The 15,003-nt window shown below is 70.2% G+C and carries 17 protein-coding genes; 8 read left to right on the top strand and 9 right to left on the bottom strand.

The window, feature by feature from the left end; translation table 11 throughout:
• Positions 1 to 6: 6 nt before the first annotated feature.
• Entirely contained in the window at positions 7 to 435 is a 429-nt protein-coding gene (locus QSK25_RS34840; RefSeq protein ID WP_285644659.1) for a winged helix-turn-helix transcriptional regulator, read from the bottom strand.
• Between the two features lie 80 nt (positions 436 to 515).
• On the opposite strand from QSK25_RS34840, the gene QSK25_RS34845 reads away from it, so the two are divergent.
• Complete coding sequence (locus QSK25_RS34845; protein ID WP_285644660.1) at positions 516 to 1,172, top strand: SDR family oxidoreductase; 657 nt, start codon at positions 516 to 518, stop codon at positions 1,170 to 1,172.
• Positions 1,173 to 1,234: 62 nt separating this feature from the next.
• On the opposite strand, the gene QSK25_RS34850 is transcribed toward QSK25_RS34845, so the two are convergent.
• Positions 1,235 to 1,831, bottom strand: a complete 597-nt coding sequence (locus QSK25_RS34850; protein WP_285644661.1) for a dihydrofolate reductase family protein — start codon at positions 1,829 to 1,831, stop codon at positions 1,235 to 1,237.
• A gap of 88 nt (positions 1,832 to 1,919) precedes the next feature.
• Positions 1,920 to 2,612 (bottom strand): DUF2848 domain-containing protein, encoded by a 693-nt coding sequence (locus tag QSK25_RS34855; RefSeq protein WP_285644663.1) that lies wholly within the window; start codon positions 2,610 to 2,612, stop codon positions 1,920 to 1,922.
• Between the two features lie 46 nt (positions 2,613 to 2,658).
• Here QSK25_RS34855 and QSK25_RS34860 point away from each other — a divergent pair, with 46 nt between their 5' ends.
• Entirely contained in the window at positions 2,659 to 4,011 is a 1,353-nt protein-coding gene (locus tag QSK25_RS34860; RefSeq protein ID WP_285644665.1) for an MFS transporter, read from the top strand.
• Here the strand turns inward: QSK25_RS34860 and QSK25_RS34865 are convergent.
• The gene (locus QSK25_RS34865; protein ID WP_285644667.1) at positions 3,972 to 4,607 is read right to left on the bottom strand and encodes a GntR family transcriptional regulator; all 636 of its coding nucleotides are present in this window, start codon (positions 4,605 to 4,607) and stop codon (positions 3,972 to 3,974) included. The genes QSK25_RS34860 and QSK25_RS34865 overlap by 40 nt on opposite strands.
• Before the next feature lie 25 nt (positions 4,608 to 4,632).
• Here QSK25_RS34865 and QSK25_RS34870 point away from each other — a divergent pair, with 25 nt between their 5' ends.
• Both QSK25_RS34870 and QSK25_RS34875 read left to right on the top strand, forming a co-directional pair.
• Positions 4,633 to 5,409: a carbon-nitrogen hydrolase family protein gene (locus QSK25_RS34870; protein WP_285644668.1), complete on the top strand. Its 777-nt coding sequence runs from the start codon at positions 4,633 to 4,635 to the stop codon at positions 5,407 to 5,409.
• Positions 5,410 to 5,736, top strand: coding sequence for a cupin domain-containing protein (locus tag QSK25_RS34875; protein WP_285644669.1), 327 nt, complete (start codon positions 5,410 to 5,412; stop codon positions 5,734 to 5,736).
• Here the strand turns inward: QSK25_RS34875 and QSK25_RS34880 are convergent.
• The 4 genes from QSK25_RS34880 to QSK25_RS34895 form a co-directional block, all read right to left on the bottom strand.
• A complete protein-coding gene (locus tag QSK25_RS34880) occupies positions 5,729 to 6,562 on the bottom strand; it encodes an ornithine cyclodeaminase family protein (protein WP_285644670.1) in 834 nt (277 codons plus the stop codon). The two genes, QSK25_RS34875 and QSK25_RS34880, sit on opposite strands and share 8 nt — an antisense overlap.
• Positions 6,562 to 7,587: a hemolysin family protein gene (locus QSK25_RS34885; RefSeq protein WP_285644671.1), complete on the bottom strand. Its 1,026-nt coding sequence runs from the start codon at positions 7,585 to 7,587 to the stop codon at positions 6,562 to 6,564. The genes QSK25_RS34880 and QSK25_RS34885 overlap by 1 nt, the downstream gene beginning before the upstream one ends.
• Entirely contained in the window at positions 7,584 to 8,891 is a 1,308-nt protein-coding gene (locus QSK25_RS34890; protein ID WP_285644673.1) for a hemolysin family protein, read from the bottom strand. The genes QSK25_RS34885 and QSK25_RS34890 overlap by 4 nt, the downstream gene beginning before the upstream one ends.
• Before the next feature lie 110 nt (positions 8,892 to 9,001).
• A complete protein-coding gene (locus QSK25_RS34895) occupies positions 9,002 to 10,018 on the bottom strand; it encodes a LacI family DNA-binding transcriptional regulator (protein WP_285644674.1) in 1,017 nt (338 codons plus the stop codon).
• A 122-nt stretch (positions 10,019 to 10,140) separates the two neighbouring features.
• On the opposite strand from QSK25_RS34895, the gene QSK25_RS34900 reads away from it, so the two are divergent.
• Genes QSK25_RS34900 through QSK25_RS34910 form a run of 3 tightly spaced genes read left to right on the top strand, consistent with a single transcriptional unit; the run spans position 10,141 to position 13,092 of the window.
• On the top strand, positions 10,141 to 11,283 hold the full coding sequence (locus QSK25_RS34900; RefSeq protein ID WP_285644676.1) for a Gfo/Idh/MocA family protein: 1,143 nt from the start codon (positions 10,141 to 10,143) through the stop codon (positions 11,281 to 11,283).
• On the top strand, positions 11,276 to 12,304 hold the full coding sequence (locus QSK25_RS34905) for a dihydrodipicolinate synthase family protein (protein ID WP_285644678.1): 1,029 nt from the start codon (positions 11,276 to 11,278) through the stop codon (positions 12,302 to 12,304). Before QSK25_RS34900 ends, QSK25_RS34905 begins: the two co-directional genes overlap by 8 nt.
• On the top strand, positions 12,286 to 13,092 hold the full coding sequence (locus QSK25_RS34910; RefSeq protein WP_285644680.1) for a sugar phosphate isomerase/epimerase family protein: 807 nt from the start codon (positions 12,286 to 12,288) through the stop codon (positions 13,090 to 13,092). Before QSK25_RS34905 ends, QSK25_RS34910 begins: the two co-directional genes overlap by 19 nt.
• Positions 13,093 to 13,205: 113 nt before the next feature.
• Here the strand turns inward: QSK25_RS34910 and QSK25_RS34915 are convergent, their stop codons facing one another.
• Positions 13,206 to 14,240: a serine hydrolase gene (locus QSK25_RS34915; RefSeq protein WP_285644682.1), complete on the bottom strand. Its 1,035-nt coding sequence runs from the start codon at positions 14,238 to 14,240 to the stop codon at positions 13,206 to 13,208.
• A 49-nt stretch (positions 14,241 to 14,289) separates the two neighbouring features.
• Between QSK25_RS34915 and QSK25_RS34920 the strand changes: the two genes are divergently transcribed.
• Entirely contained in the window at positions 14,290 to 14,973 is a 684-nt protein-coding gene (locus QSK25_RS34920; protein ID WP_285644788.1) for an SDR family oxidoreductase, read from the top strand.
• Positions 14,974 to 15,003: the final 30 nt, after the last annotated feature.

Here is a 15,003-nt window from a genome sequence, read left to right on the forward strand (position 1 = left end):
CCCAACCTAGTGGGTCACCTGCTCCGCACGGGTCAGCGACTCCGGCGTGGCCTCCTCGCCGCACGCCGCGCACACCACGCGGGGCTCGAGAGTGGCGCCGCACGAGTGCTGCCACACGAGGGGGAGGGGCCCCTGCGTGACGTACTCGTCGCCCCACTCCTTGAGCATCAGCATCAGGTTGTGCAACGCACGGCCCGACTCCGTCAGCACGTACTCGTACCGCGGCGGGTGCTCGGAGTACTGGTGCTTCTCCAGCACACCGGCCGCGACCAGCTTCTTCAGTCGCACGGTCAGCACGTCCCGCGAGGCGCCGGTGTTCGCGGCGATCTGGTCGAACCGGGTGCAGCCGAAGAAGACCTCGCGCAACGCCAGCAACGACCAGCGCTCGCCCACTACCTCCAGCGCGTTCGCCATGGAGCAGCTTCGCGTTGTCATGTGACCAGCGTAGCAGTCAGTTGGCAAATCCAACGGACCGGCGCTAATGTGAGTTGGGAAATCAAACTCAGGAGGTAGTCATGGACTTCAACGGTGCTGTGGTGCTGGTCACCGGGGCCAACCGAGGGCTCGGCAAGGCGTTCGCGCAGGAGTTCGCGAAGCGCGGCGCGAAGGTGTACGGCGGCGCGCGCAACCCGGCGTCCGTCGTGGACGAGGGCGTCATCCCGGTCCAGCTGGACGTGACCGACTCCGCGTCCGTGGAAGCGGCCGCGAAGGAGCTCGGCGACGTCACGATCGTGGTCAACAACGCCGGCACGACCGGCCCCGGCGACGAGGTCGACCGCATCAAGGCGGAGTTCGAGGTCAACTTCTACGGCGTGGTCCGCACGACGGACGCGTTCGCGCCCGTCCTGAAGGCCAACGGCGGCGGCACCCTCGTCAACGTGCTGAGCATCCTGTCGTGGCTCGGCTACCCGGCCGCACGCGGCTACGCGGCCTCGAAGGCGGCGGCCTGGTCGTTCACGAGGTCGACCAGGGATGCGTTGCGGGAGCAGGGAACGCGCGTGGTCGGCGTGCACGTCGGCTACATCGACACCGACATGGCGGCGCACATCGACGGGCCGAAGATCGCACCCGCCGACGTCGTCTCGCAGGTGCTGCAGGCGATCCAGAACGGTGACGACGAGGTGCTGGCCGACGAGGGCACGCGCGCGGTGAAGGCGTCACTGGCCTCCTGAGACGGTGCTGACCGGGGCGGTCGAGTGGCTCGACCGCCCGGAGCAGCTCCCGCGCGCCGGTCTCAGCCGGCCTCCGCGGTCTCGTACTTCACCTCGTACCGCAGGTGCGTGACCGACGTGCTCTCCACGACGGAGGTCGGGCCTTCGAGCTGGTAACCCCTGCCGGGCGCGAAGAACGGCGTGCCGCCGCCCAGGATCACCGGCACCAGGTCGAGGAAGATCTCGTCCACCAGGCCCGCGTCGATGGCCTGCCGCGCGATCTCGCCGGAGTTCAGGCCCACGCCCTTGTCGCCCGCGTGCTCAGCGGCCACGGAAACGGCTTCCTCGATGCTGCCGTTGATGAACGTGAAGTGTTCGTTGTCCGGCAGCGGCCTGTGGGTGAGCACGACGGTGTGCACCCCCATCGGGTGCCGGCCGCCCCAGCCGTTGGTCATGTCGTAGAGCTTCCGGCCCACGACCAGCGCGCCGGTGGCCTCGATCAGGCCGCTGTAGTGCGCGGCGCTGGCCGGGGTGAGGTGCACGGTCATCGAGCCCGTCGGGACGGTGAACGCCACGTCGCCCGCCTGGTACCAGGCGAACAGGCGGTCGAAGCCGGAGAAGTCCGGGCCCGCGACGTAGCCGTCGATCGAGGTGCTGGCGCCCGTGTAGACCTTGCTCATCTTGTGCCTCCCCGTGGTGGTCCTGCACGAGGACGTCGACCAGGTCGGGTCCGCGATCGACACGGGTCCGCGGGGCACATACCGGGGTTCAGCCGATGGGGTCGGGCAGGCGAGTGACCTCGTACGAGCAGTCGATGACGTCACCGGTGGCCGGGTCACGCAGCTCGACCCGCCACGACGACGCGAACTGGTCCACGCCGTGGTGCATCGGGATCGTGCCGGACAGCAGCACGGTGCCGGGCGCCAGCAGGTTCAGCTCCTTCAGCCGCTCCACCCAGTACTGCGGGGTCAGCAGTTCGGCGAGGGTGCCGCGCTGGATCTCGACGCCGTCCGCCCACGCCGTGAGCTCGATCGCGTCGACGCGGTCCGCGACCTCGGACAGGCGCCACGCCTTGCGGCCCAGGACGTCGGGGCCGGCGTTCTTGCTCCAGGCGACGCCGTGCACTTCCAGCGCGCGGTCCGTGTGGTCGCATGCGACGGTCAGCAGGACATCGTCGGAGGTGACCACCAACGCCCATTCCGCCTCGCCGGAGGTCTTGCCGTGTTGTGCGGGAACCGACGAGGTCTGCTGCGCGAGGTACGGCGACACGGGGTAGAGGCTCGGCGTCACGGACGGCGCCGGCACGCCCAGTTCCGCCAGTTCGCGCACGTGAGCTGCCACGTCCTCCTGGCTGCGGCCCGCGTAACCGCCGTTGAGCAACGTGGAGACGGCGACCTCGGCGACGGTGCCGTCCGGCAGGTCGAAAGCAAGCGTGGCGGCCTGTGTACGAACGGTAGACATGCGGTACTCCTTGCGCATACGAGTTGTATACAGGCAGTATTACGCCATGCCGCCAGACACTGCAACGACAGCCTCGCCACAGCCGGGCGTGCCGGACGTACCCCGGTCCGCTCTCATCAGGGCGTTCGTGGCCTCGCTCTCCGGTACCGCCCTGGAGTGGTACGACTTCGCGATCTACAACGTCGCCGCGGCCGTCGTGCTCGGCCCGCTGTTCTTCCCCAGCGAAGAGCCGCTCACCGCCACGTTGCTCGCGTTCTCGACGTACGCCGTCGGCTACCTGTCCCGGCCGCTCGGCGGGTTCCTGTTCGGCAGGCTCGGCGACAAGATCGGCCGCAAACGCGTGCTGGTCACGACGTTGCTGATCACCGGCATCGCCACGCTGCTCATCGGTCTGTTGCCCACGCACGACGCGATCGGCCCCGCTGCCGGTGTGCTGCTCGTGCTGCTGCGGTTCGCGCAGGGTGTCGGCCTCGGCGGCGAGTGGGGCGGCGCGGTGCTGCTGTCCAGCGAGTACGGCAACCCGGAGCAACGCGGCTTCTGGGCCTCAGCCGCCCAGATCGGCCCGCCCGCAGGCAACCTGATGGCGAACGGCGTGCTGGCGCTGCTCGGCGTCGCGCTGTCCGACGCGGCATTCATGTCGTGGGGCTGGCGGGTGGCGTTCCTGCTGTCCGCGGTGCTCGTGATCTTCGGCCTGTGGATCCGCGTGAAGCTGGAGGAAACGCCGGTCTTCAAGGCGATCGAGGCGCGCGGCGACCGGCCGACCGCGCCGGTCAGCGAGGTCTTCCGCACCCAGACCCGGCCGCTGATCGCCGCCGTGCTCTGCCGCGTCGGCCCGGACGTGCTGTACGCGCTGCACACCGTGTTCGTGCTGACCTACCTCACGACCCAGCTCGAGCTGCCGCGCAACGTCGGCCTCGTCGCCGTGCTGATCGCCTCGGGCTTCCAGCTGTTCCTGATGCCGCTCGCCGGCTGGCTGTCCGACAAGGTCAACCGCCGCGGTCTCTACGCCGTCGCCGCCGTGCTCGGCGCCGTGTGGCCGTTCGTGCTCTTCCCGCTCATCGACACGAAGTCGTGGCCGCTCATCGTCCTCGGCGTCGTGGTCGGCCTGGGCTTCCACGCGTTCATGTACGGGCCGCAGGCCGCGTTCATCGCCGAGCAGTTCACCGAACGCCTGCGCTACACGGGAAGCTCACTCGCCTACACGCTGGCGGGCGTGATCGGTGGCGCCATCGCGCCGTTGCTGTTCACCGCGCTGTTGGCGGGCTTCGGCACGTGGGTGGTCGTCGGCCTGTACGTCACCGTCGCGTGTGTGGTGACGCTCGTCGGCCTGTGGCTCGGCCGTGATCCCCAGGAGGAGGATCAACCGTTGAGCAGCACCTTGAGCGTGGTGTCCAAGTGAGCGGTGATCGCCGCTGTGGCCGCGCCGACGTCCCCGGACTCGAGCGCGGCCACGATCTCGTCGTGCTCGTCGATCACGGCCTGCTGCCTGCCGTGCGCCCGGTACAGCGCGACGACACCCGCGCGCACCTGCCGGGCCCGCAGCCCCTCGTAGGTCTTCGTCAGCAGCTCGTTGCCCGTCGCCGCCACCAGCAACGCGTGGAACTGCCGGTCGACGTCGATGAACTGCCGCGCGTCCTCGACCAGGAACCGCTGCCGCTCGATCAGTTCCCGCATCTGCCGCAACGGCACCGTGCCCTCGGCCATCGTGCGCTCCGCCGCGTACCGCTCGACGACGCCGCGCACCTCCATCAGCTCGCTGATCTGCCGCGACGACAACGGCGCGACGTACGCGCCCCTCTTCGGCACGAGCTGCACCAGGTCCTCGGCCGCGAGCAGCAGCAGGGCCTCGCGGATCGGCGTGCGGGAGACGCCGATCTGGTTGGCGACGTCCTGCTCGCTGATGAACCGCCCCTGCATCTCCGGGTCGGCGAGAATGGTGTCCTTGAGGAACTCGTAGGCCTTTTCCCTGCCGGACAACGAGTCTGCGGCTTGCATACAACATGTATACCAGAGGAGGATCATGCGCTTCGCGCTCTGCCAGATCAGCTCCACCGCTGATCCGCAGGAGAACCTTGCCACCGTGCGTGCCGAAGTAGCCAGTGCGGCACGACAGGGCGCACGGGTCGTCCAGTTCCCCGAAGCCACCCAGTGCCGCTTCGGCGTCGACCTCGAGCCGGTCGCCGAACCCCTCGACGGCCCGTGGGCGACCGAAGTCCGCGCCATCGCCGACGAGCACGACGTCGTGGTGGTGGCCGGCATGTTCACCCCCGGCGAGGGCACCAGGGTCACCAACACCACCCTCGTCACCGGCGCCGGCCTGCACCTCGGCTACGACAAGATCCACCTGTTCGACGCGTTCGGCTTCCGGGAGTCCGACAACGTCACGCCGGGCGAGAAGCCCGTGACGTTCGAGGTCGACGGCACCACGATCGGCCTCGCCACCTGCTACGACGTCCGCTTCCCCGAACTCTTCCGCACCCTCGCCACCACCGCGCCGGTGATCCTCGTCGGCGCCTCCTGGGGAGCGGGCCCCGGCAAGGCCGACCAGTGGGACCTCCTCGTCCAGGCCCGCGCCCTCGACGCCACCTCGTGGGTCGTCGCCTGCGGCCAGGCCCACCCCGACGCCGATCACGGCTCAGCGCCGACGGGCATCGGCCGCAGCGCCGTCGTCGACCCGATCGGCACGGTCCGCGAGCGCCTCGACGGCGAGCCGGGCACGATCCTGTCCGATGTGGACCCGGCGCTCGTCGAAGAAGTGCGCGCGAAACTGCCCGTGCTCGCCAACCGGAGGCTGTAGATGCGCGAGGAACACGAGTTCTTCCCCACGAGCGACATCGCCTGGCAACCGGCCACCCGGGGTGTCACCGAACGGGTCCTGAGTCGCGATCCGGACACCGCGACCCTCACCCGGATCGCCCGCTGGGAACCGGGGCTGGAGACCGAGGGCGTGCTCAGGCACGACTTCCACGAGGAGGTCTACCTCCTCGAAGGCGACCTGACCGACCTCACCCTCGACCAGACGTTCCGGGCCGGCGACTTCGCGAGCCGCCGCCCCGGCATGCCCCACGGCCCGTACCGAACCGAGAACGGCTGCGTGATGCTGGAGATCCGCACCTCTAGCTGAGCGCGTTGCGGTACACGTGCCACGCGATGACCAGGTCCTGCAACGGCAACCCGGCCGGGCTGTACACCGTGACCTCTTCCGCGCAGGCCCGCCCGGGGTGCTCCCCGCGCAGCACCGCGCCGATCGTCGTGTCGGCGCGAACGTGGGCGAGGGAGGGCTCGTCGACCACGACCAGCGCGCGTTCCAGCAGTTCGGGCCCGAGTTCGGCCTTGCCCGGTTCGTCGGCGCCGAGGCTCGTGACGTGCGTGCCGGGCGGCACCGACCGCAGCACCGGCTCCCGCGCCCACGTCGCCATCAGCACGATCTCACCCTCAGGACCGGGCGGGATCCCGAGCCCGGCGGCCCACGTCGAAAACTCCGCGGCGACCGCGGGATCGACGTCCCGCACGCACACGGACTCCACCGGCCGCAACGCCGCGAGCGCCTCCAGTTGCGCCCGCCCCTGCACCCCGGCGCCGATCACCGTCACGGTCCGCGCCTCCGGCCGCGCCAGCAGATGCGCGCCCAACGCGCCACCCAGCCCGGTCCGCACCGCGGTCAGCCCAGGGCTGTCGATCAACGCCAGCAGGTCGCCCGACAGGTCGTGCAGGCAGATCACCCCGGTGATGGCGGGGGACCGCGAGGGGTTCTTGGCGTGCACCTTCACCGTGTACGCCGGAATCCCCGGCGCCGTCCCCGGCATCAGCACCATCGCCGTCACGTCCGGCGTCACGGCCGCCCGCACGCGCTGGCCCGGCTCCGCGCCCACCCGCAACGCCTCGGTGAGCTCCGCCGCGAGCCGGGGCAGGTCGATCTCCAGATCGCCCGCCCCGAGCACCAACGGCATCAGACCCAGCGCACGTGGGTGCCGTCCCGGACGGTGCCCACGTACTCCTCCACCAGGTCCTCCAACGCCACGACACCGAGCACCGCGCCGTCGGACGACACCGCGCGCGCGAGGTGCGACTGAGCCCGGCGCAACGCGGCCAGCGCCTCGTCCAGCCGGGCGTCCGCCGGCACCTCCGGCAGCCCGCGCACCCGGTCGCGCGGCACCGAGGTCGCCGCGCCTTCGAGGTCCAGCACGTCCTTGACGTGCAGGTACCCGATCAGTCCCGAGTCGGCCAGCACGGGGAAGCGGGAGAACCCGGTCGCCGCGACGGCGGCCTCGATCTCGCCCACCGTCGGCGTCGAGGACACCGTTGTCAGCCGGTCGAGCGGCACCAGCACGTCGGCCACCGTGCGTTCGGCCGACGACAGCGTCTGCGCCAGCCGCCGGTGTTCCGAGTCCTCCAGCAGGCCCTCCGAGCGGGACTGCCCGATCAGCAACGCGAGCTCGTCCGGCGTGTAGGCCGACTCCAGCTCGTCCACGGGCTCCACGCCGAACCGCCGCAGCACCCACCGGCCCACGGCGGTGAACATCGCCAGCACCGGGGCGATCATCCGCGAGAACCCGTAGTGCACGGGGACCAGCCACACCGCCGCCCGTTCGGGACCGGCGATGGCCAGGTTCTTCGGCACCATCTCGCCCAGGATCGTGTGCAGCGCGACCACGATGACCAACGCCACCGCGAACGCCACCCCGTGCACCACGGCCAACGGCAGGCCAACGGCACGGAGGGGCCCCTCCAGCACCGAAGCCAGCGCGGGTTCGGCGATGGCACCGAGGCCCAGCGAGCACAGCGTGATGCCCAGCTGGGCTCCCGCGATCAGCAACGGCAGCTGCTGCGACGCCTTGATCGCCGTGCGGGCGCGGGAAGAACCCCTGTCCGCCAACGCTTCCAGCCGGTCCCGGCGCGCGGTGATCACCGCGAACTCGGCACCGACGAAGAACGCGTTGCCCGCCAGCAGGAACGCGATGACGAGGAAGTTCACGACGACACCACCCGCAGCTCGGCCACGCGGTGCTTGTCCATCCGCATGACGGTGACCCTCCAGCCGTCGACGCGGATCTCGTCACCGACGTCGGGGATCCGGCCGAGCCGCGCCAGCACCAGGCCGGCCAGCGTCTCGTAGTCGCCCTCGGGCATCTGGAACCCGGTCGCGTCGGCCACCTCGTCGTCGCGCAGCAGCCCGGACACGATCCAGCTGTCCTTGCCGAGCGAACGCACCGGCGCCGCCTCACCGCGGTCGTGCTCGTCGCGCACGTCGCCGACGATCTCCTCGACCACGTCCTCGAGCGTCACCAGCCCGGCCGTGCCGCCGTACTCGTCCACGACCAGCGCGGACTGCAGCCCGGAGGCGCGCAGCCGGTCCAGCAGCGCGTCGCCCTCCAGCGTCTCCGGCACCGAGTACACCGGCCGGGTCACCGCCGACAGGGGAGTGGACCCGCGCAGCGCGGCCGGCACCGCGAACGCCTGCTTGACGTGCACGATGCCGCTCACCTCGTCCAGCGACCCGTTGTGCACCGGGAACCGCGAGAACCCGGTGTCACGGGCCTTGCGCACCAGGTCGGCGACGGTGGCGTCGGCCCGCAGCGCCTCGACCCGCACGCGCGGCGTCATCAGCTCGCCCGCCGTTCTGTCGCCGAAGCGCAGCGACCGGTCGAGCAGCACCGCGGTGCTCTCGTCCAGCGTGCCGTGCTCGGCCGACGTGCGGACCAGCGCGCCCAGTTCCTCCGGTGACCGCGCGGACGCCAGCTCCTCGACCGGTTCGACGCCGAAGCGCCGCACCAGCCAGTTCGCGGAGTTGTTCATCGCGGTGATCAGCCAGCGGAACACCGTCGAGAACGCCGCCTGCAACCCGACCACGCCGCGCGCGGTCTCCAGCGGCTTCGCGATCGCCAGGTTCTTGGGCACGAGCTCGCCGAACACCATCGACAACGCCGTGGCGATGGCCAGTGCCAACGCGAGCGACAGCCCGTTCGCGACCGTGTCCGGCACGCCGACCAGGGTCAGTCCGGGCTCGATCAGCTCGGCGATCGCGGGCTCCGCGATGTAACCGGTGATCAGCGTGGTCAGGGTGATGGCGAGCTGGGCGCCGGAGAGCTGGAACGACAGTGTGCGGTGCGCGCGGTCGATGGTGTGCGCCTTCGCGTCACCGACCTCGGCGACGTGCCGCTCGACCGTGCTGCGTTCCAGCGCGGTCAGCGAGAACTCCGCCGCCACCGCGATGAAGGTGCCGGCTGTCAGCGCGACGACGGCGAGCAGTCCGAGCACGCTCAGAAGGATGCCGGTCACCTATGCGCTCCAGCAGAACAGGCGACCGGGCGTATATGCCAGTCAGGGCCAGACCCCATGGGGACGGCTCAACTCCTCATGACTAAAAGAACGTGAATAGCCAGACGAGTCTAATTGTGGGCAGTCGAGGCCCGGAGCACCACCTCACCCGCCACTCGGACGGTGCGGGCCTCGTCACCCCCGCCGTCGAGCACGAGACCTGCGGCGATCTCGCCCATCTCCTCCAGCGGAAGGCGCACGGTGGACAGAGCGGGCACGGTGTCGCGCAACGTCGGGATGTCGTCGAACCCGGCGATCGACATGTCGTCCGGAATCCGCACACCCCGCTCGCGCAGCGCCGCCATCGCGCCCATCGCCATGACGTCGGTCACGGCGAACACGCAGGTGGCGCGGGACTTCGAGGCCAGCAGCTCCATCGCGGCCTCGTAGCCGCCGTCGCGGGTGAAGGCGCCGTTGACCACCACCGGCGGGGCGATGCCGGCGTCGTTCAGGCCCGCCTTGAACCCGGCCAGCCGGTCGCGGGCCACCACGAGTTCCGAAGGACCACCCAATACGGCGAACTTCTTGTGACCGAGCTCGGTGAGGGCGCGGGCCAGCGCCCGGCCACCCGCCCGGTTGCCGGGCACGACCGTGTCGGTGCCGAGCTTCGCCTGCGAGACGCACGCGACCCGGCCGCCCTGCTCGGTGAACGCGTCGATCTCCGCCGCGAGCCGCGACTGGGCCGCGCGGTCCGTGGTCCGCGACCCCGCCAGCACCACCGCGCGCGCCCGATGCGCACGCAGAGTGGACAGCAGCTCCGCCTCACGTTCCGGGCGACGCCCCGTCGTGCCGAGGACGACGACGAGCCCCGCCTCCTCGGCCACCCGCGTCACCCCCGCCGCGATGCAGGAGAAGTACGGGTCGGTGATGTCGTGGACCACCAGCCCCACCAGGGAACTGGAGTTGCGGGCCAGCGCCTGCGCCGAGGCGTTCGGCACGTAGCCGAGCTCCTCCGCGGTGCGCAGGACGCGATCGCTCAGGTCCCCGCTCACCTGTCGCGTGCTGCCGTTGAGCACGCGGGAAGCCGTCGCCAACGACACACCCGCCTGCTTCGCCACCTCGGCGAGCGTCACCTGTCGGGCGGACACGACCACCTCCGTCAACGTGCATGTGAGCGCTGAGACTAACTCGCGAGGAGGTTGACGTCCGTGAAGCGCCGCGATTAGCGTGGCGGGAAAGCGCTTTCCAGCGCTGCTACCAGGGAGGTGCGATGGCGGTCAGGACCATTGGCGTGGCGGTCAACGGCGTCACGGGGCGGATGGGGTACCGCCAGCATCTGGTCCGCTCGCTGCTGCCGTTGCGCGACGAGGGCGTGCGGTTGCAGGACGGGACGCTGCTCAAGGTGGAACCGGTCCTGGTGGGCCGCAACGCCGACAAGCTCAAGGAGATCGCCGAGCGGCACGACCTCGCGCGCTGGACGACGGACCTCGACTCGGCGCTCGCCGACCCGTCCGTCGAGATCTACTTCGACTCGCAGGTCACCTCGAAGCACGTCGAGTCGATCACGAAGGCCCTGGAGGCCGGCAAGCACGTCTACACCGAGAAGCCGGTTTCGGAAACGGTCGGCCAGGCCGTCGAGCTCGCCCGCCTGGCCGACGAGCGCGGCCTGAAGCACGGCGTGGTGGCGGACAAGCTGTACCTGCCGGGCATCCGCAAGCTCAAGCGGCTGATCGACGGCGGCTTCTTCGGCCGGATCCTGAGCGTGCGCGGCGAGTTCGGCTACTGGGTCTTCGAGGGCGACTGGCAGCCCGCGCAGCGCCCGAGCTGGAACTACCGGGCCGAGGACGGCGGCGGCATCGTCTCGGACATGTTCTGCCACTGGAGCTACCTGCTGCACGACCTGTTCGGGCGGGTGGAGGCGGTGACCGCGAAGGCCGTCACGCACGTCCCCACGCGCTGGGACGAGCAGAACAACCCCTACGACGCCACCGCGGACGACTCGGCGTACGGCATCTTCGAGATCGAGAACGGCGTCATCGCGCAGATCAACTCGTCCTGGTGCGTGCGCGTCCGCCGCGACGAGCTGGTCGAGTTCCAAGTGGACGGCACGGACGGGAGTGCGGTCGCGGGGCTGCGGGAGTGCTTCGTGCAGCCCCGCGCGGTGACGCCGAAACCGGTGTGGAACCCGGATCTCCCGGTCACGCACCCGTTCCGCGACCAGTGGCAGCAGGTGCCGGACAACGAGGAGTTCGACAACGGCTTCAAGGTGCAGTGGGCGGAGTTCCTGCGCCACGTGTACGAGGACGCGCCGTTCCCGCACGACTTCCGCGCGGGCGCACGGGGTGTGGCGCTGGCCGCCGCCGGTCTCCAGTCCTCTTCGGAGGGTCGCCGGGTGGAGATCGCCGATGTCTAGCCGGAACGAACGGATCGTGTTCGCCGCGGCACACGTCGTGGCGAAGAACGAGACCACGGTGGACTGGGACGCCACGCTGGCGTTCCGGCACCACCTCTGGTCGCACGGCCTGGGCGTCGCCGAGGCGATGGACACGGCGCAGCGCGGCATGGGCCTCGACTGGCCGACCGCCGCGGAGCTGATCCGCCGCAGCGCCGCCGAGAAGACCGGGCGGATCTGCGCGGGCGTCGCCACGGACCACCTCACCGGTGAGCCGAGCCTCGACGACGTGCTGAACGCCTACCTGGAACAGCTCGACGTCGTCCAGGAAGCGGGCGCCCAGCCCGTGCTCATGTGCTCGCGCCAGCTCGCTGCCGCCGCCCGTGGTCCCGAGGACTACGAGAAGGTCTACGGCACGGTGCTCGACCGCGTCAGCGAACCGGTGGTCCTGCACTGGCTCGGCACGGCGTTCGACCCGAAGCTGGAGGGCTATTGGGGCGCGGCCGAGGTTCCCCAGGCCACCCGCAACTTCCTGGAGATCATCCGCTCGCGGCCGGACAAGGTCGACGGCGTCAAGGTCTCGCTGCTCGACGCGGACCACGAGATCGGCCTGCGCCGGGCGTTGCCCGAGGGCGTCCTCTGCTACACCGGCGACGACTTCAACTACCCGCAGCTGATCGCGGGCGACGACCACGGCCACAGCCACGCGTTGCTCGGCATCTTCGACCCGATCGCCCCGGTGGCCGCGAAAGCGCTTGCCAAGCTCGCCGAGGGGGACACCGACGAGTTCCACCGCATCATGGCGCCGACAGTTCCGTTGTCCCGCCATCTGTTCAGCACGCCGACCTATTACTACAAGACCGGCGTGGTGTTCCTGGCCTGGCTCGCCGGTCACCAGGAACGTTTCCAGCTCCTGGGCGGCCTCGAATCCGCCCGCACGGTCGAACACCTCGCCGAGGCGAAACGACTCGCCGAGATCGCCGGCGTGATCGACCCCGACTTCGCGGAACGGAGGTGGAGCGCGTGGCTCGCCTCTCGCTGAACCAGGCCACGATCAAACGCGCGACCGTCGCCGAGGCCGTCGACGGCTGCGCGCGGCACGGCATCGAGTCGATCGGCCTGTGGCGCGAACCGGTGGCCTACCAGGGCCTGGAACGCAGCGCCAAGATCGTCCGCGACGCCGGGCTGCGGGTCTCGTCGTTGTGCCGCGGCGGTTTCCTCACGGCCGTGGACAACCGCGAGGCGCTCGACGACAACCGCCGCGCCATCGACGAGGCGGCGGCGCTCGGCACCGACACACTGGTCATGGTCGTCGGGGGAGTGGCGGCCGACAAGGACCTCGTCGGCGCACGTCAGCGCGTCGCGGACGCCATCGCGGAACTCGCTCCGTACGCGCGGCAGGCAGGCGTGATCCTGGCCCTGGAACCGATGCACCCGGTGTTCTGCGCGGACCGCGGCGTGCTGTCGACGCTGGCCCAGGCGCTCGACATCGCCGAACGCCACGAGTCCGTCGGCGTCGTCGTGGACGCGCTGCACGTGTGGTGGGACCCCGCCGTGGACGAGCAGATCGCGCGGGCGGGTGAGCGCATCGCCTCCTACCAGGTGTGCGACTGGCTCACGCCGGTGCCCGAGGACGTGTTGCTGGGACGCGGTTATCCCGGTGACGGGGACATCGACCTGGACCGCCTGACGCGCGTGGTCGCGGCGACGGGATACGCGCGGGACGTCGAGGTCGAGATCTTCAACGCGGCCGTCTGGGCGGCGGACTTCGACGAGGTGATCGGCCAGGTGTCACGCAGGTACCACGACGTTGTGGAACCGGCGCTCTGAACCACCGGCGCGGGGAAGCCGGTCGTCGACGGCGGCGACGACCGACCCCGGCGTGATGCCTGTATATCCGAAACCAGGGTCACCGGGTCCGAGTTTCGGCCAAATCCCAGAAATCAGCCGCCGTTGAAGAACCTGTAAACCTTTGCGCGGTGCTTGGGCTTCGTGGTCGTGATCTTGATGACCGCGTCGAACAGGGACCGGCCGAGCTCCGCGCGGGCCGCGACGGCCGGGTGCGTGGTGCTGAAGTCCTCGTCGTTGACCGCCTTGTCGCCCGCGAACTCGCCCGACGCGAACAGCGAGTAGATCAGAATCGCCCGGTCGTCCGCGCTGAACATGATCCCGGCCTCGTTGCGGCCGTCGGCGAACCAGCCCGCCTTCGTCGCGACGCGCAGCCGCTCGTTGGTGGTGAGGTTGAGCCGCACGCCGTCGGTGAAGCTCGCCGTCGCGCGCAGGATGTTCAACAGGTACGCGGTGGACGCCGCGGACAGCAGCTGGCCGTCGACCAGCTTCTGCAGCAACGTGTGCGTCTCGCGCGCCGTCGTGGTGCCGAGGAAGAACCGGTTCGGGTTCGCGACCGGGACGACCTGCGTGTGCACGAAACCCTTGGAGCGCAGGATTTCGTTGAGCTCCAACGCCGGCACCACGAGACCGCACAGGCGCACGGCCGTGTTGTCCGAGACGGTCAGCAGGTTCGCGAGCGCGTGGCCGACCGTCACCTCGCTCGGGTACGCGCCGTCGAGCGCGAAGATGCCGTCGGTGTCCTGGATGACGATCGCGGACGACACCGTGACCGTCTGGTCGAGCCTGATCAGCCCGCGGTCCACCTTGTCCAGCACGGCCACGGCGACCGCGATCTTGTTGACGCTGTAGGCCTCGACCACCACGTCGGCGTTCTCGTCCACGGCGGGCTTGGTGGCGCCGTCCAGGTCGGCGACCGTGATGAGCGACGACCAGGTTCCCCGCGCCTTGCGGGCCTGTCGCCTGTAGACCTGGGCCACGCGCTTGCGCGACCGGTCAGCCGTCGCCGGGGAACGTTCGATCTCTGCCTCCGCGTCTTCCTGCGCTTGTGCTGCACCGTTGGAGCCGAGCACGGCCGTCGCGGCCGCGACGGTTCCCAGCCCGAACACGGACCTGCGGTTCAAAGTCATGGCGCAATCAAAACAGGCGGCACTGACGTTTCCCTGACTAGGGTTGCCGATCATGGAACACGTCTTCGTGGTGACCGGCGCCTCCCGCGGCATCGGGGCGGCTACCGCCGTTCTCGCAGCTCAGGCGGGGTATCGCGTCGTCAGGGCCTCCCGCAGTGCCGAAGAATCTGTCGGAGATCGCGGCTGGGACGCGCGATGCGACGTCTCTTCTTGGGATTCCGTGCAGGATCTCATGTCCCGAGTGGAATCGCGGTGGGGACGGATCGACGTCGTGTTCGCGAACGCCGGGGTCTCGGTGGACACCTCGTTCGTCTCTTCGGCCGGTGCCGAGCCTTCCGAATGGACGGACATGGTCGTCACGAACGTCTGCGGCCCCGCCTTCACCGCCCGCGCCGCGATGCCCGCGCTGATGCGGTCCGGCGGCCACCTCGTCCTGACGGGCTCCGCCGCGGGCAGGGGGGTCCGCCCCGGCAACCTGTACTCGGCGACCAAGTGGGCGATCACCGGTCTGGCACAGGCGATCCGCGCCGAGGCCGTGGGCACCGGCGTCCGCGTCACGGTGGTCCAGCCCGGTCTCGTCGACACCGAGGGCATCCCGGCCTCGCGCGCGAACGACCCGAAGCTCGAGCCGGAAGACGTGGGCAGGGCGGTGCTCTACGCCGTGTCCCAACCGTCCACAGTGGACGTGAACGAGATCCTGCTGAGGCCGACCGGTCAGGCGGCACACCGCTGAGGGAGGACCGATTCGACCGTGCTCCTCGCC

Source organism: Lentzea sp. NBRC 102530, from assembly GCF_030269365.1.
Classification (GTDB): Bacteria; Actinomycetota; Actinomycetes; order Mycobacteriales; family Pseudonocardiaceae; genus Lentzea.

What these genes read in the sequence shown, in the direction of transcription:
- QSK25_RS34915 (WP_285644682.1), bottom strand. Translation starts at nt 14,240, where the DNA reads ATGACTTTGAACCGCAGGTCCGTGTTCGGGCTGGGAACCGTCGCGGCC.
- QSK25_RS34865 (WP_285644667.1), bottom strand. Translation starts at nt 4,607, where the DNA reads ATGCAAGCCGCAGACTCGTTGTCCGGCAGGGAAAAGGCCTACGAGTTC.
- QSK25_RS34845 (WP_285644660.1), top strand. Translation starts at nt 516, where the DNA reads ATGGACTTCAACGGTGCTGTGGTGCTGGTCACCGGGGCCAACCGAGGG.
- QSK25_RS34870 (WP_285644668.1), top strand. Translation starts at nt 4,633, where the DNA reads ATGCGCTTCGCGCTCTGCCAGATCAGCTCCACCGCTGATCCGCAGGAG.
- QSK25_RS34900 (WP_285644676.1), top strand. Translation starts at nt 10,141, where the DNA reads ATGGCGGTCAGGACCATTGGCGTGGCGGTCAACGGCGTCACGGGGCGG.
- QSK25_RS34855 (WP_285644663.1), bottom strand. Translation starts at nt 2,612, where the DNA reads ATGTCTACCGTTCGTACACAGGCCGCCACGCTTGCTTTCGACCTGCCG.
- QSK25_RS34905 (WP_285644678.1), top strand. Translation starts at nt 11,276, where the DNA reads ATGTCTAGCCGGAACGAACGGATCGTGTTCGCCGCGGCACACGTCGTG.
- QSK25_RS34850 (WP_285644661.1), bottom strand. Translation starts at nt 1,831, where the DNA reads ATGAGCAAGGTCTACACGGGCGCCAGCACCTCGATCGACGGCTACGTC.
- QSK25_RS34860 (WP_285644665.1), top strand. Translation starts at nt 2,659, where the DNA reads ATGCCGCCAGACACTGCAACGACAGCCTCGCCACAGCCGGGCGTGCCG.
- QSK25_RS34880 (WP_285644670.1), bottom strand. Translation starts at nt 6,562, where the DNA reads ATGCCGTTGGTGCTCGGGGCGGGCGATCTGGAGATCGACCTGCCCCGG.
- QSK25_RS34875 (WP_285644669.1), top strand. Translation starts at nt 5,410, where the DNA reads ATGCGCGAGGAACACGAGTTCTTCCCCACGAGCGACATCGCCTGGCAA.
- QSK25_RS34840 (WP_285644659.1), bottom strand. Translation starts at nt 435, where the DNA reads ATGACAACGCGAAGCTGCTCCATGGCGAACGCGCTGGAGGTAGTGGGC.